Origin of the sequence: Bradyrhizobium sp. CCGUVB4N (genome assembly GCF_024199945.1) — a bacterium.
In the GTDB taxonomy this organism is placed as follows: domain Bacteria; phylum Pseudomonadota; class Alphaproteobacteria; order Rhizobiales; family Xanthobacteraceae; genus Bradyrhizobium.
Genome location: NZ_JANADP010000001.1, coordinates 3,863,605 through 3,878,807, shown reverse-complemented (window position 1 = coordinate 3,878,807; position 15,203 = coordinate 3,863,605). Strand labels below are relative to the sequence as shown.

Below are 15,203 nucleotides of genomic sequence, written 5' to 3'. Positions count from 1 at the left end.
CGGGTTCGAATGTCGGCCGCTTTTTCGTTGTGTTATCAGTAGCGCCAACGAGCGCGAGACACTGTGACGCAAGGGGCATTCGCCTCTATTCGACCGTCACAGATTTCGCGAGATTGCGTGGCTGGTCCACATCGGTGCCCATGATCACGGCCGTATGATAGGCGAGCAACTGGATTGGAACGGCGTAGACGATCGGCGCGAAGGTCGGCACCATGTCCGGCAGCAATATCGTGGCTTCGGGCTCGACGGCCGCCTCCGCCGCTCCCCTCGCATCCGTCATCAGAATGATCCTGCCACCGCGCGCGGCGACCTCCTGCATGTTCGACACGGTCTTTTCGAACACAGTGTCGAAGGGCGCGATGACCACGACAGGCATGTTCTCATCGATCAGGGCAATCGGACCGTGCTTCAGTTCGCCTGCGGCATAGCCTTCGGCGTGGATGTAGGAGATCTCCTTCAGCTTCAGCGCACCTTCGAGCGCCAGCGGATAGCTGGTGCCGCGGCCCAGATAAAGCACGTCCCGCGTTTTCGCGATGGTGCGAGCCAGCTTCTCGATCTGCGGTTCGCTGGCAATAGCTGCCGCCATCAAACGCGGCACTTCGATCAGTTCTCTGACCAGCCCCCTCTCCTCGCTCGCCGAGATCTCGCCGCGCGCCGCGCCGGCCGCGACCGCGAAGGCCGCGAGCGCCGTCAGTTGACACGTGAAGGCCTTGGTGGAAGCAACGCCGATTTCCGGACCAGCCAATGTCGGCAGCACGATTTCGCTCTCGCGCGCGATGGTGGACGTTGGAACGTTCACGACCGAGACGGTGTGCGCCCCTTTCTCCTTGGCGTGGCGAAGTGCCGCCAGCGTGTCGGCGGTTTCGCCTGATTGCGAGATGAAGATCGCGAGATCGCCCTTGCGCAGCGGCGCTTCGCGATAGCGGAATTCGGAGGCAATATCGACATCGACCGGGATACGCGCCAGCTGTTCGATCCAGTATTTCGCGATGGCGCCAGCATAGCTCGCGGTGCCGCAGGCCGTGATCGTCGCGCGCCTCACGTCGCTGAAATGGAACGGCAGCTTGATCGGCAACGCCGCCCGCTCGGCGCCCATATCGACATAATGCGCGAGCGTGCGGCCGACCACGTCCGGCTGCTCGCAAATCTCCTTGGCCATGAAATGGCGATAGTTGGCCTTGTCGGCGACAAACGACGCCCCACCCGTTTTCAGCACCTCGCGGGCAACGATCGCGCCGTTCGCGTCCCGGATCACCCCTTTCTCGCGCGACAGCACTACGCAATCGCCGTCCTCGAGATAGCTGATGCCGTCGGCAAAGGGAGCGAGCGCAATCGCATCGGAACCGAGATAGGTCTCGCCCTTGCCATACCCCACCGCCAGGGGCGAACCCCTGCGTGCTCCGATCAGAAGATCGCGATATCCGTTGAAAAGGAACACCAACGCGAAGGCGCCGCGCAGCTGCGGCAACGACGCCCATACGGCTTCCTGAGGCGAATAGCCCATCAGCAGGTACGAATGAACGAGATGTACGACGACTTCCGTGTCCGTATCGCTCGCGAAGGTGGCGCCCTTCTCTTCCAGCGCCTGGCGCAGCTTCCGGAAATTCTCGATGATGCCATTGTGCACCACAGCAACACGCTCGGTCGCGTGTGGATGGGCGTTGTGCTCGGTCGGCTTGCCGTGCGTGGCCCAGCGCGTGTGACCGATTCCGGCATCACCGCCCAATGGCTCGGCCAGCAGTCGCGCCTCGAGGTTTCTGAGCTTGCCTTCGGCTCGGCGGCGTTCGAGACGACCGTCATCGAGAGTTGCCACGCCCGTCGAGTCATACCCCCGATATTCGAGCCGCCTCAGTGAATCGACCAATCGCTCCGAGACCGCAGTTCGCCCTAGAATGCCGATGATTCCGCACACGGTCAGATCTCCCAGCTCGCCGACAATCGAGACAACGCACGCGCAGGTGATCACGCCCAATACACTGCAATTGCACGATTGAGGTTGTCGAATCGGGGGAGCGCGCGCAGCAACCGCGGGTTACTCCGTCGGAGCTGCGCTTCCCGACGCAGCACCGAACGATTCAATCATTGTCGGTCGAACAGCATGCGCGAACACACGAGGATGGATCGAATTGGCCGGACGACCTACCGGCGCAGTGCTGTCGATGCGAGGGGATCGCGGCCCCGGCGGGGGGCTAATAAGCAGGGGAGCCGGGGCCGCTGAACACGCCGCAGTGGGCAGTCACGGCGCCACTCGACCTTAGTCCGCAGGAAGCAGCTGTCCATGTCAACCAAGAGAATCCAGAGCGACCTTGGGGTACCCAACAATGATCATGGACGTGTAACGGCACCTTGTCGTAGGTCCATTCCGGGACACCACTGCTACGTCAGGTCTGGTTCGACCCCTGGGATGCAACCGTTTTACGGGAGCGCCAATGCCTCGCTATTTCTTTCATGTCCACGATGGTGGCTCAGTGCCCGACGACCTCGGCGTGAACTTGCCGGATATCGACGCCGCGAGGTCGGCGGCCATTGAGTTGAGCTGCGAGATTCTCAGCAGCGAGGTCATTGGGCCATTCCAGGAGCACCCGTCCTGGCGGATCGAGGTGAGCAACAGCCCGGAGCTGACCAGCCTGCCCTTGTTCACACTTCACTTCTCGGTCACGGAATAGCCGGCAGCAGCCACCCCGCCGGTTCGACAAGGCGCGCGCGATCAGGCCCAGTTGACCCGCACGCGCTGCGGAGTGATCGCCCGAGGGGGATTTTCAGTGATCTTGGTTACTCGGATTCCGTTGACTTGACCGGGGTGCCCCAGTCGCTCTGCGAAATGGCCAACGCCGCGAGTGCGGTCCTGTTGCTGATCTCGAGCTTCTGGAAGATATGGTGAAGATGGACCTTGATTGTACCGTCAGCGATGTTCAGGCGGCGCCCGATCTCCTTGTTTGACAGTCCTTCCGAAACCAGACGAATGATCTGGCGCTCTCGGTCCGTCAGCACGGTCAGCGCATTTTCCGAATTCGACGCTTGAGCCGCCGGCGCAATCTGATCTGTCGAAGATGGCGGCACGATTCGTACGCCGCTCGCGATTTGCCGCAAAGACTGCACCAGTGCGTCCGCCGAGGCCTCTTTCAGAATGACGCTGCAACCATCGAACGCATCGCTCAAGACGAGATCGCGATCTTCGGCAGGGACATAAAGCACCAGGCGCGTGCGGCTGCCTGCAGCCGCGCCAAAGGAATTCTTCAACGCGACCAGTTCGGGAATTGTTGGATCGAGAAGCGCGATATCGGGAGCCAAGGTTCGAATGGCCTCGATGCAGCTCGCGGCATCGCTGCAGGTCGCAACAATATCGAAGCCGCCTTCCGCACCAAGCACGGCGCTGAGACCTCGCAACAGCAGCGGATGCCGATCTGCGACCACTACGCTTGTACGACTCATTGGGCGCTCCTTAATCAGTCGCTCCCCGTCATCAACACCTCGCGCCAGGCGCTGCCATTCATCTCGATGTTGATGGGATTATCTCACCTGCAACAACTCAAGAAATCGCGACCCGGCAATGCAATACGCTTAAATCAATCAACCCATGAATGAACGCGCGCGGACTCTACAATCCATGATTCGCACGCGATAGCTTACGACAGACTTACGATCGCCGCGCCGAATTGCAGCCCGGAAGATTGCGGTGACCGATCGCCGCACTGCGAGTTGACGACGAACACGCGCTCCAGCAATCATCAAAAGCGCCGGCATTCGGCTACCTCTGATAGACTAGTTCGCCTCCTTCAATCATACAACCATAAGGAGCCATATCGGCCGGTGCACGCCTTCGGAAAACTGGCAATGTGCAGGGACATATCCTCCCCGCAACACCCTCAGATTGCGTGAATCAAGCCCTGCGACGCCCGTAGTTTCCCCGGCCGCACCTATAACTAAGGATATATATTGTAATCGGTAATTCGCATCTAACCTTCACAAAAGTTTAACAAATTTGGAGGGCCCCAAACTACCGGCGATATCGAAGGCTGAATAGCGCGCGAATGCGGTAAGCCGAACGGATCAAGAAAAGCGATTTAACTGATCGACCAGCCGGCCTGTTGGAGGGTGGCTGGGGAGGCTGGTGCACATCATTTCAATTTCTCATTGCAGTCGTATCATTGCGTATGTCGCGGAGGGTAAAATGCGGAGGCGGCAATCTTGTGAAATCGTTCTTATTGGAAGGAATATTCTGGTTAGAGAGGGAATTTCGCGGATCTTACATGCAGCGAATTTCCGGATCCTGCTATCAGTTTTGAGTGCGGATGAATTACCAAACGCACTCCAGACACAGCAACTGCTGTTTCTCATCATCCACAACGGCGACAGTTTCGATGTCGCACTGGATCAGATACGTTGCGTCAAAGGTCGCTGCCCTGGCGCCCGGATAGCCATCGTATCCGATCACTATCGCCAGGACGAACTTGTCGTGGCGTATCGTGCCGGCGCCAGCGGCTACTTCGTCAATGTCAATTCTTGCGATGCATTCGTGAAGTCCATCGAGCTCGTGACGCTGGGCGAGACGGTCTTTCCGCCGGCATTTCTTGAATTCGCCCTTGACGGCAATCATGAACGCGAAGCCGCGCCAATCAGCGATGAGGTGCACGACGTCGTGGCCTCAGCGCAGGCACCGCTTGCGCCGCACCTTTCTCCTCGCGAGAAGGCAATCCTGTCGTGTCTGATCGAGGGCAATTCCAACAAGTGCATCGCCCGAAAGATCGACATCGCAGAAGCAACCGTGAAAGTCCACGTCAAGGCGATCCTGCGCAAGATCCGGGTCCAGAACCGGACACAAGCGGCGATCTGGGGAATGAACAACGGGACTCTGGTGCACGCCGCAAATGGCCACACACTACCCTCGATGATTTCCCAGCCCGCGAGCCTCATCGCCTTGCGAAGCGATCTGCGAACCCAAGTGAGCCGGAGCTCCGGCGCCGATGAACTCGGCTAACAAGGATTAGTCCGCGCTGTCACCTCGTCGCAAACAACGAGCGATAACGGACTAATCCCACGGCAGGCAACTCGTCGAACAGCTTGCGAAACGCCACATACGCCACAGCAGCCCCGCTGCTGTGGCGTATGTCTGTCGGCACTGATTTCAGCTTATTTTAAGCACTTATCGATGATTTTCGCTTGATTTACGCGAGCAGCGCGGGCCTGCGCGACTGCGCATCATTCACCTTCGCATCTGCTGCGGCATTCAACATCCGAGTGCGATTGAGCTGAACCTGATCAGCCCACCCCAATCGTCTCATGCAAACGTACGAAGACGAGCCAAAACATTGCGCGTACGTTTCTACAACGCTCGAGCCCCGACCAGCGTGCTGAGATCGGACTTCGCGGGCGAAAGTGATGATAGTTGATCTATTGCAAGCTCTAGCCATACGGAGGCTTCGATGAAAGCGGTTATTCAATGCGGCGGCAAAGGAACGCGCTTGCGGCCCCACACATCAATTTTGCCAAAACCACTTATGCCGATCGGCGCGCGTCCCGTCCTCGAGCTCGTCCTGAAATGGCTGAGGCGGAACGGAATCAGGGAAGTCTACGTCACCACCGGATATCTCGGCCATCTCATCCGCAGCGTCTGCGGGGACGGCGAGCAGTGGAATATGCGCATCAACTACACGCAGGAAATGGAGCCGCTCGGAACCATTGGCCCGCTGTCGCTGCTGCGTGACAAGCTCGACGAGCCGTTTCTGGTTCTCAACGGCGACGTGCTGACGGATCTGAATCTCAATCAGTTCGTGAGCAGCCATCGTCGCCGCAACTCGAAGCTCACGATCGCCACCGCAATTCGCCCGACCAAGATGGACTTCGGCGTGATCGACGAGGTGGAAGAACGGGTGACCGGCTTCCGTGAAAAGCCCGAACTCACGCATCTCGTCAGCATGGGCATCTACTGCATCGATCCGTGCGTGCTCGAACGGATTCCGTCCGGCGTTCCCTTCGGCTTCGACGATCTGATGTTCCAGATGCTCAACGAGGAAGTACCGGTGAACGTGTTCAAGCATAGCGGCCTCTGGCTCGACATCGGCCGCGTCGAGGACTTCCTGAAGGCTCAGGACGTTGCTTGGGACGAACAGTCACCGGTGTTCGCCAGCTCCGTCGCCGCCTGATGCGACCTCTCGCGGTGACCGCAAGGATCGCGTTCACCGCGTCAACTCACTCATCAGATTGGAGACGAACACATGCTTTTGGTATCTGAGCCGGTCCTGGGGGACGAAGAAAAGGCAGCTCTCACCGCCGTCATTGAAAGCGGCTGGGTCACCATGGGGGACCGGGTTCGCGAGTTCGAGCAGGCCTTCGCCCGCTTGCACGAGGCCGAGGACTCCGTCGCTGTCGGCTCCTGTACGGCGGCTCTCCACCTCATCCTGCATGCCCTCGGCATTGGCCCGGGAGACGAGGTCCTCGTTCCGTCCCTGACCTTCGTCGCGACCGCCAACAGCGTTCTCTATGTCGGCGCCCGACCGGTCTTCGTCGATATCGGATCTGCGGACGTTCCGTTGATGTCACTGGACGACGCGGAAGCGAAGTGCACGTCAAGGACCAAGGCCATCGTCCTGGTGCATTTTGCCGGCTACCTGGCCCACCGCGACGCCTGGCAATCCTTTGCCCGCCGAAAGGGCCTGCTCCTGATCGAAGACGCAGCTCATGCGCCCGGGTTACCCGAGGTCGGCAGCTATGGCGAAGCCGCAGCATTCAGCTTCTACGGCAACAAGAACATGACCACCGCCGAGGGCGGCGCGATCATCGCGCGCAGCCGCACCTTGCGCGAGACCATCCGGCAGGCCCGCGCGCACGGGATGACGAGTGGCGCGCGGCAGCGGCTCACCAGCCGCCGTCCGGACTACGACGTGACGATCCTCGGCTTCAACTACCGGATGGATGAACTGCGCGCCGCGCTCGGTCTCGTGCAGCTGAAGAAGCTGCCGGAATGGAACGATTGCAGACGGCGGCTGTCGGCCACCTATCGCGAGCTCATCGCGGAGCACTGCCCGTCGGTGGTGGTGCCATTCGAGGCGCCCTGGCCGTCGACCCACCACTTGCTACCGATCGTGCTGCCGCCGGCCACGAGCCGCCAGCGCATCATCGATCGCCTTCGCAAGCGCGGCGTCCAGACCACGGTTCACTATCCGCCCGTCCATCGCCTGACGTTCTACAGGGATCTCTACCCGGAGCTGGCCCTCCCGCGCACCGAGGATTTCGCGCGCCGCGAGCTGACGCTGCCTCTGCATCCCCGAATGTCGACATTGGACGTCGACAAGGTCGTGAATGCGCTGGCGGCCGCACTCGCCGCCGACTACCCGATGGGAGCGGTCGCATGACGGTGCCCGAGACGGCGAGCCGCTACGCGGCTCAGTCTCGCTCCTCCCATCTGGATGTTCGGCGCGCGATCGACGTGCTCACCGTCGGCCTCGCGATGACGCTACTTTCGCCTGTCTTCGTCATCGTCGCGCTTGTCATCTGGCTCGAGAGCGGCCGGCCGATCCTGTTTACGCAGCTACGCCTGGGACAGCGCGGCGAGCCATTTCGGATGTACAAATTCCGCAAGTTCGGGCCGAACTGCGGCACCGACGGCTCTCCTCTGACGCTGGCGGCCGACGAACGTATGACGACCGTCGGCCGGATCCTCGCCGCGACCAAGCTCGACGAGCTGCCGCAACTCTGGAACGTCCTGCGGGGCGATATGTCTCTCGTCGGACCCCGCCCGGAGTCGCTCAGCTTTTCGGACTGCTTTCGCGACGGCTTTGAAAAAGTGCTCGACCATAAACCAGGCGTCTTTGGCCCGTGTCAGGTCCTGTTCCGACACGAAAGTAGCTTGTATCCGACTGACGCGCCGGCGCCGGACTTTTATCGGGAGGTCCTGTTTCCGGCCAAGGCGAGGGTCGACCTTGCCTATTTTCCGCGCCGAACGCTCGCATCCGATTTCGGCTGGATCGCCCGCGCCGCGCAGGTCATCGCAGTGGAATGCTGGAATGCGTTGAGGCGGAAGCATCGATCAGAATGACAGGGTGAGAGAGGGCTACGGCGATGAGCTACAAAGGGGCGAAGATTCTCGTGACGGGAGCCGACGGCTTCATCGGCTCGCATCTGACGGAGGCGCTCGTTTCGGCAGGGGCCGCCGTGACCGCCTTGGCGCAATACAACTCTTTCGACAGCCATGGCTGGCTCGACGATCTCCCGCCGTCGACCCGACAGGCGGTCAATCTGGTGCGCGGGGACATTCGCGACGCGGCCTTCGTCGGACGCATCGTCCAGGGTCAGAATTACGTCTTCCATCTCGCGGCCCTGATCGCCATCCCTTACTCCTATGTTGCGCCGCAATCCTATGTGGAGACCAACGTCCTCGGAACGTTGAACGTTCTCGAAGCGGCCCGCCAACATGGCACCGAGCGGGTCGTCGTGACCTCGACGAGCGAGGTCTACGGCACGGCGCTCACAATGCCGATCGACGAGTCTCATCCGCTCCAGGGGCAATCGCCCTACTCTGCTTCAAAGATCGGCGCGGATATGATGGCGGAGGCCTTCGCGCGCTCGTTTGGCCTTCCCGTCGTGATCCTCAGGCCGTTCAACACGTTCGGACCTCGACAAAGCGAGCGCGCGATCATCGGCACGATCATCCGGCAGGTGCTCGATCCCGACTGCCGCGCGATCATGGTCGGCGATACCACGCCTGTACGTGATCTGACGTTTGTCACGGACACCGCCGCGGCATTCATGGCGGCCGGGCTCGTGGATGACCTCGAATATGGCCACGCCTACAACGCCGGCAGTCAGCGCGCCATCTCCATCGGCGAGCTGATCGATGTCATTCTCGAGCTGACAGCCAGTCGCAAGCCGATCGAACACGACGCCAAGCGCTTGCGGCCGACGAACTCGGAGGTGCGCGCGCTCCTCGCCGACTCGACCCGGTTCGTGAAGGCGACCGGCTGGACACCGAAGGTGACGCTGCGCGATGGCCTGGAACAAACCGTCAATTGGTGGCGAGCTCGCCTCTCCGCCAAGCAAGTCCGGCGGCAAGCGGATTTCATGACATGATGAGATCGGTCGACCGCCGGCGTATTGCGAGGCATTTCGTTCGCGGGACCGGGGTGTCATCGCGAGCGCCAACGGCTCGCTTTGCCGGGAATGAGAGCCGCGCCGTGCCAGGCGTGGCCAGATAATGCAGGAGATCGCCATGGATCGCACCAGGCCCCGGAAGACATTCAGCCTCATCTCACTTGCCTGCGCGACGGCGATGGCTCTGTTGGTCAGCAATGCCTGCTTCGCTGCGCCGTATCGCCTTGCGGCAGGCGATACCGTGGAGGTATCGATCGGCGGTGCGTCCGAGCAACGCCACAGGGCGCAGATCCAGATCGACGGCACAATCGCCATCCCCGGAATCGGCACTGTCGAGGTCGCCGGCATGACCACCGCCGAGCTGCAGAGCCGGATGGAGACACTGCTGCAATCCAGGGTCCTGCGGCAACGTTTGCCCGACGGACGTGAGCAAGCGATCGTCGTCGTGCCCGGAGACGTCACCGCGAGTGTGGTGGAGTATCGACCGATCTACGTGACCGGCGACGTTCTCACGCCGGGACAATTGGCGTACAGGTCATCGATGACCGTGCGCCAGGCTGTCGCCGTTTCCGGCGGCTATAGCCTGCTGCGCTCCCGGAACCAGCCGGGCACCAATGATCCGGCTGACCTCCTGCGCGACTACCAGTCTTTCTCCACCGAGTACGTGAAGGAGTATTTCCACGTCCTTCGCATCGATGCCGAACTGGCAAACAAGGACACGTTCGACCAGACCACACCTCAGGAAATATCCTTGCCGGCATCTGCCATCGCTCCGATTGTGCAAGCCGAGGCAGAGTCGCTTAAAACCGCGCAGACCGACTACCGCAAGGAGCGCCGATTTCTGGAGGACGCGGTCAAGCAAGCGGACGGACAATTCGCCGCTCTCAGCAAGCAACAGGAGGGGGAAGAGAAAGGCGTGCAAGCCGATGAGGAAGAGCTTGATCGCGTGGTCAAGCTGTTCGGTTCCGGCTCGCTGCCGAGCCCACGCGTGACCGAAAGTCGTCGCGCCCTCTTGCTGTCCTCGACCCGACGGCTGCAAACCACGGTGGAGCTCATGCGCCTTCAGCGCCAGCGCGAGGACTCGGCCCGGCAGATCGACCGCGTGGCAAGCCTGCGTACCGTAACCCTGCTGCGTGAACTACGAGACTCAAATGCTCATATGACGGACCTGCGCATCAAAATGCGATCGCTGGGGCAAAAGTTGCAGCCGGTCAGCGGCAGCGCAGCACTGCCGGCGGGAGCAGGTGATCTGCGGCCCCAGGTTACCGTCGTCCGAAAGTCCGGCCCGCAATGGGAGAAGATCACGGCATCCGAAGACTTCGACCTCGAGCCGGGTGACGTGATCGAAATCACGTTGCGGCAGCAGGGCGGCTCCTGAGATCACCGGCCTGAGCGGCGGCATACCGAGCTCCGGAGCTGCTGCTCCCATCGACCATGACATGAGCCCTCGATCGACGGACCCGGAACGCCGGGCCGGCGTCGCCTGCCTTCGTCAAAAAGTGCAACCGGATTACCCCCAAAGCTGACCTCCTACCACCGATTGAACGTTTACAACACGTACGGCAATTGGAGAATGATCGTCGGACGCTCATTCATTTGGTTGAGGCAAGAGGGAACGGGGCATCATGCTGAACTTGAACCAGAGCAGCTCGGTTGCATCGCGTTACCAATCCAAGGAGACCATTTTCAACATCTCCAACCGTGTTCCCCCCACTCTGCCCGAGGACAGTCCGTCCGATATGCGCGACGAGTTGCATGCGGCTCTAGGCCGTGTCGGCTGCGCACACGTTGTGCTGAAGCAGGGCCATGTGGTCGAGGTCAGCCCGACCGGACGCGCCATATTGGAGCGCTACAGTGAGTTCGCGGCGGGTACGAAATCGCTGTACGGCGTTGTAAGGGAGATCGCAAAGCGGGCGAGCGTCGAACTTCCTGCGGGTTCGATGTCGTGGCTGGCGACGTCCTTCAACGAAGGCATAACGAGCCTCGTGAACCAGATGACGAATGTCTGGCCGGACGAAACGTACACCGTCATCCTGCTCGATCTCGATGCCCGTCCGGAGCCGTCACCCCGCACGCTGCAACGACTGTTCAACCTGACGGCCGCGGAAACCCAACTCGCGATCGAATTGGCGCGCGGTGGCAATCTGCTGGATATTTCCCGCACCCAGCGGCTGAGCCGGGCGACGATCCGCTCGCATCTCGCATCCCTCTTCGTCAAGACGCAGACACGACGGCAGGTGGAGCTCGTCTCCCTCTTGGGGCGGATCGCGCTGTTCCCATAATGCAGCCAGGCGCCAGCGTCACGGGGCCCTGAGCCGCGTGCCTGGACGCCGATGGAGCCCGCCAAGATCAAGCTTGCAAGATCAAGCTCCCGCCTGGATCCATCCGGCGGCCCGATCCTATCTCTCGCGCAGCATTTCCTGATTGTATCGCGTCAGCGGCGAAAGCAGGTAGCTGATGATCCGTCGCGAACCGGTCTTGATTTCGACGGTCACCGCCATTCCAGGCGACAATTGGACGGTCCGCCCCTCGATCATCATCGTGGTCCGGTCGAGGCTGACCCGGGCCGCGTAGATCAGCTCCTGCCCTTTCGGCTCGCTGGACGCGGTCTCGGCGCCTCCGGGTTGATCCCTCGTCCCCTCCTCGCGGCGATCCCTCATGATGGCATCGCGTGAAATGCTGAGCACGCGCCCATCCAGCAGACCGTACCGGGTGAAATTGAAGGTATCGACCTTGATTGCAACGGTCTGCCCGGGGACGACAAAGCCGATATCGCGGTTGGATACCATTGCCTCGATCTCGAAATCCGGGTTCAGCGAAACGACGGCCGCCAGAGTTTGCGCCGGCGTGACCACTCCGCCGATCGTGTGTACCGCCAATTGCTGCACCACGCCGTCGACAGGCGCCGTCAGAACCTGCAGCTTGGCCTTTTGCTCGGCCTTGATCGCGTCCTGGGCGAGGCCCGCGGCCCGCTGTTCAGCCTTGGACAGGTCATCATAGAGCGTCCGGCGGAACTCCGCTTCCGCCTTGGATCTGGCCTGCGCAAGACTTGCCGTCGCCGCCTCTACCTCGCGCAACCGGCTCTGCTGAACGAGAATGTCATGCTGCTGGCCGACCAGGTCCTGCGCCTCGGTGAGATAGGTGATCTTCGACCCGATTGCCTTGTCGTAAAGGTATTTGCGGACGTTCACGCGCTCCTCGAGCAGCGGGATCGTTGCATCAAGCTTCGATATCGTCGCCGCAATGGTGTCGCTCTCCGCCTTCTTCTGCGCCAACTGCCTGTCAAGCTCCGACAGCTTGGTCGCCTGCTCTGCCATCTGACTGGCGAGGAATTGACGATGGAGTTCGATCGCCTGCAGGCTGGCCCCGACCGGGGGGACGAAGGCGGCGATCGGGTCGCCCGGCGCCAGCGCCGCCCGCAACCTCGCGATATCCAACTGGGCAGCGATCAGATCGGCCTTCACATGGTCAAGCTCAGCCCCACTGATGGTCGGATCGAGCTCGATCAGCACGTCGCCGGCCCGTACCGTCGCGCCGTCCCGCACATGAATTGCCCGCACAACCCCGGTTTCGGCGGGCTGGATCACCTTGGTACGGCCGTTTACCACGATCTTGCCCGGCGCGGTTGCAACCACGTCGACCCTGCAGAGCGTGGCCCAGGCCAGGGCTGAGCAGAACAGCAGGATGATGGTCAATCCGATGGCACGGCCGACCGGCGACGGCGGCTTCTCCATGACTTCCAGCGCGGCGGGGAGAAAGGCGGCCTCGTCCGCGCGGCGCCGGCGGTTATCGGGAAACCGGATAATGCGTCTAGCGGCCGTCATGGGTGCCTGCCTGTAGCAAATGCAGGTTCGCATAGCGCCCGTTCGAGCGGATCAGCTCGTCGTGGGTGCCGTCTTCCACGATCCGCCCGTGATCGATCGTGATGATGCGATTTGCGCGCCGCACCGTGGAAAGCCGGTGAGCGATGATGAAAACGGTACGCCCTTCACAAATACGCCGCATGTTGTCCTGGATGATGCGCTCGCTTTCGTAGTCGAGCGCGCTGGTGGCCTCGTCGAAAATCAAAACGCGGGGATCATTGACGAGGGCGCGGGCGATCGCGATGCGCTGCCGCTGGCCGCCCGAAAGGCTGCACCCGCGCTCGCCGACCATCGTATCGTAGCCTTCGGGTAGCTCGAGTATGAACTCGTGTGCGCCGGCAAGCGTGGCCGCATCGACGATCCGCTGCATCGGCATGCCGGGATCGGCGAGCGCGATGTTCTCGGCCACGGTCCGGTTGAAAAGCACGTCCTCTTGCAGGACAACGCCCACCTGCCGCCGCAGCCAAGCGGCATCCGTCATGGCCAGATCGACGCCATCGACCAGAACCCGGCCGCTCTCCGGCACGTATAGTCGCTCGATGAGCTTGGTCAGGGTGCTCTTGCCCGAGCCGGACGGACCCACAATACCAACCACCTGCCCGGCCGGAACATGGAAGCTGACGTTGCGCAACGTCTCGGGTCCGTCGACGCGATAGCGAAATCCGACGTGATCGAACGTAACGGCGCCTTGAATCGGCGGAAGCACGGCGCGCCCCACGCTGATGGTCGGCTCCGGCCGCGTATTGAGGATGTCGCCCAGCCGCTCGATGGACAGGCGAACCTGGTGGAAATCCTGCCAGATCTGGGCAATGCGCAATACCGGCATGTTCACGCGGTTGGCCAGCATGTTGAAGGCCACCAGTTCACCGACGGTCAGGCCGCCTTCGATCACCAGTTTCGCGCCGAAAAACAGCACCGCAACCGTGACCAGGTGACTGACCAATTGCACCGCCTGGCTTGCGATATTGCCGAGGCTCACGACCCGGAAGCTCGCGGACACATAACCGGCAAGCTGCTCTTCCCAGCGCCGGTTCATCTGGGGCTCGACGGCCAGGGCCTTCAACGTTTGCACGCCCGTTATGCTCTCGACCAGAAAAGCCTGGTTTTCTGCTCCGCGCCGAAACTTCTCATCCAGGCGCTGCCGGAACAGGGGTGTCGCAATCGCCGAAATGCCCAGGTAGAACGGGAACGCCCCCAGCACGATCAGCGTCAGCATCGGCGAGTAGACAAACATGACCGCGATGAAGACTGCGGTGAACATGAAGTCGATGATGAAGGTCAGCGCCGAGCTCGTCAGGAAGTTGCGGATATTTTCCAGCTCCTGAACGCGGGCAACCGAGTCACCGACGCGCCGCGCCTGAAAATACATCAGCGGTAACGAGACCAGATGGTGGTAGAGCCGCGCACCGAGCTCGACGTCGATGCGGTTGGTCGTGTGAGAAAAGAGGTAAGTGCGCAAGCTGCCCAGAACGGCTTCGAACACCGCGATCGCAGCCAGTCCGATCACGAGGACTTCCAGCGTGCTGATGCCGCGATGCACCAGGACCTTGTCGATCACCACTTGAAAGAACAGCGGACTGATGAGCGCGAATACCTGGAGGAAGAAGGATGCGACCAGTACCTCTCCCAGGAGGGAGCGATATTTCTGGATCGCGCCGAGAAACCAGGTGAAGTCGAACCGGCGCGAGAGATCCGAAAGCGACGCCCGGCGCGCCATCAGGACCAGGCGGCCGTCCCAGATCGCCTCGAATTCGGCTTGCTTGAGCTTGAGCGGACGGGGGTCCGAGGGACGCTGAACCAAAACCTCGTCCCCGTCCGCCTTGCCCACCAGGAGGAAGCCACCATCGTTGAGCACCGCGATACCCGGCAAGGCGATGCGGGGAAGACGCGCCCAGCGGGTTCTCATCGTGCGCGCCTTCAGGCCGAAAGCCTTGGCGCACCGCAACATTTCGGTCACCCCGATCTGGCGCGTGCCTAATCGGTGGCAGAGTTGCCGCTCGTCGGCTGCAATACCGTGCAGCCGGAGCAACAGGACGAGCGAGAAAATCCCTGATTCACCTGGAGACACCATATTTCGACCATCCCACATCTGGTCCGCCAGCATCGCGCGATCGATTGCACCAGGTCCGCTCTGAATGCCGACTGTCCACTGCTGCAGGGGCCCTTCGGGTACGACATTAACCTCACTCACGGATCATCCGTACGGCTAATGCGCGGTACACTCGCTGCTTGCCTACACCCAAATAGGTAGTC

General features: G+C 61.4%; 12 protein-coding genes. 8 read left to right on the top strand and 4 right to left on the bottom strand.

Features of this window, described 5'->3' with window-relative positions:
• Window positions 1–85: 85 nt before the first annotated feature.
• A complete protein-coding gene (gene glmS, locus NLM31_RS17450) occupies window positions 86–1,912 on the bottom strand; it encodes a glutamine--fructose-6-phosphate transaminase (isomerizing) (RefSeq protein ID WP_254193027.1) in 1,827 nt (608 codons plus the stop codon).
• A 517-nt stretch (window positions 1,913–2,429) separates the two neighbouring features.
• Between glmS and NLM31_RS17445 the strand changes: the two genes are divergently transcribed.
• Window positions 2,430–2,666 (top strand): DUF6894 family protein, encoded by a 237-nt coding sequence (locus NLM31_RS17445; RefSeq protein WP_254130540.1) that lies wholly within the window; start codon window positions 2,430–2,432, stop codon window positions 2,664–2,666.
• Window positions 2,667–2,772: 106 nt separating this feature from the next.
• Here the strand turns inward: NLM31_RS17445 and NLM31_RS17440 are convergent, their stop codons facing one another.
• Window positions 2,773–3,369, bottom strand: a complete 597-nt coding sequence (locus tag NLM31_RS17440; RefSeq protein WP_254193026.1) for a response regulator transcription factor — start codon at window positions 3,367–3,369, stop codon at window positions 2,773–2,775.
• A 742-nt stretch (window positions 3,370–4,111) separates the two neighbouring features.
• Between NLM31_RS17440 and NLM31_RS17435 the strand changes: the two genes are divergently transcribed.
• From NLM31_RS17435 to NLM31_RS17405, 7 genes are all read left to right on the top strand, one after another.
• A complete protein-coding gene (locus NLM31_RS17435) occupies window positions 4,112–4,978 on the top strand; it encodes a response regulator transcription factor (protein WP_254130538.1) in 867 nt (288 codons plus the stop codon).
• A 445-nt stretch (window positions 4,979–5,423) separates the two neighbouring features.
• Window positions 5,424–6,143, top strand: a complete 720-nt coding sequence (locus NLM31_RS17430) for a sugar phosphate nucleotidyltransferase (RefSeq protein ID WP_254130537.1) — start codon at window positions 5,424–5,426, stop codon at window positions 6,141–6,143.
• 72 nt (window positions 6,144–6,215) lie between these two features.
• The gene (locus NLM31_RS17425) at window positions 6,216–7,352 is read left to right on the top strand and encodes a DegT/DnrJ/EryC1/StrS aminotransferase family protein (protein ID WP_254130536.1); all 1,137 of its coding nucleotides are present in this window, start codon (window positions 6,216–6,218) and stop codon (window positions 7,350–7,352) included.
• Window positions 7,349–8,035 (top strand): sugar transferase, encoded by a 687-nt coding sequence (locus NLM31_RS17420; RefSeq protein WP_254130535.1) that lies wholly within the window; start codon window positions 7,349–7,351, stop codon window positions 8,033–8,035. The genes NLM31_RS17425 and NLM31_RS17420 overlap by 4 nt, the downstream gene beginning before the upstream one ends.
• Window positions 8,036–8,058: 23 nt before the next feature.
• Window positions 8,059–9,066, top strand: a complete 1,008-nt coding sequence (locus tag NLM31_RS17415; protein ID WP_254193025.1) for a GDP-mannose 4,6-dehydratase — start codon at window positions 8,059–8,061, stop codon at window positions 9,064–9,066.
• A gap of 139 nt (window positions 9,067–9,205) precedes the next feature.
• Entirely contained in the window at window positions 9,206–10,465 is a 1,260-nt protein-coding gene (locus tag NLM31_RS17410; protein ID WP_254130533.1) for a polysaccharide biosynthesis/export family protein, read from the top strand.
• A gap of 247 nt (window positions 10,466–10,712) precedes the next feature.
• On the top strand, window positions 10,713–11,369 hold the full coding sequence (locus NLM31_RS17405) for a helix-turn-helix transcriptional regulator (RefSeq protein WP_254130532.1): 657 nt from the start codon (window positions 10,713–10,715) through the stop codon (window positions 11,367–11,369).
• A gap of 117 nt (window positions 11,370–11,486) precedes the next feature.
• Here NLM31_RS17405 and NLM31_RS17400 read toward each other — a convergent pair whose 3' ends face one another.
• Both NLM31_RS17400 and NLM31_RS17395 read right to left on the bottom strand, forming a co-directional pair.
• A complete protein-coding gene (locus NLM31_RS17400) occupies window positions 11,487–12,911 on the bottom strand; it encodes an HlyD family type I secretion periplasmic adaptor subunit (protein ID WP_254193024.1) in 1,425 nt (474 codons plus the stop codon).
• Entirely contained in the window at window positions 12,898–15,021 is a 2,124-nt protein-coding gene (locus NLM31_RS17395; RefSeq protein ID WP_254196212.1) for a type I secretion system permease/ATPase, read from the bottom strand. Before NLM31_RS17395 ends, NLM31_RS17400 begins: the two co-directional genes overlap by 14 nt.
• Between the last annotated feature and the right edge of the window lie 182 nt (window positions 15,022–15,203).

Bases quoted from the DNA above. Each gene is read 5' to 3' on its own strand.
- NLM31_RS17400 (WP_254193024.1), bottom strand. From the start codon at position 12,911: ATGACGGCCGCTAGACGCATTATCCGGTTTCCCGATAACCGCCGGCGC.
- NLM31_RS17425 (WP_254130536.1), top strand. From the start codon at position 6,216: ATGCTTTTGGTATCTGAGCCGGTCCTGGGGGACGAAGAAAAGGCAGCT.
- NLM31_RS17415 (WP_254193025.1), top strand. From the start codon at position 8,059: ATGAGCTACAAAGGGGCGAAGATTCTCGTGACGGGAGCCGACGGCTTC.
- NLM31_RS17395 (WP_254196212.1), bottom strand. From the start codon at position 15,021: ATGGTGTCTCCAGGTGAATCAGGGATTTTCTCGCTCGTCCTGTTGCTC.
- NLM31_RS17410 (WP_254130533.1), top strand. From the start codon at position 9,206: ATGGATCGCACCAGGCCCCGGAAGACATTCAGCCTCATCTCACTTGCC.
- NLM31_RS17430 (WP_254130537.1), top strand. From the start codon at position 5,424: ATGAAAGCGGTTATTCAATGCGGCGGCAAAGGAACGCGCTTGCGGCCC.
- NLM31_RS17420 (WP_254130535.1), top strand. From the start codon at position 7,349: ATGACGGTGCCCGAGACGGCGAGCCGCTACGCGGCTCAGTCTCGCTCC.
- NLM31_RS17405 (WP_254130532.1), top strand. From the start codon at position 10,713: ATGCTGAACTTGAACCAGAGCAGCTCGGTTGCATCGCGTTACCAATCC.
- NLM31_RS17445 (WP_254130540.1), top strand. From the start codon at position 2,430: ATGCCTCGCTATTTCTTTCATGTCCACGATGGTGGCTCAGTGCCCGAC.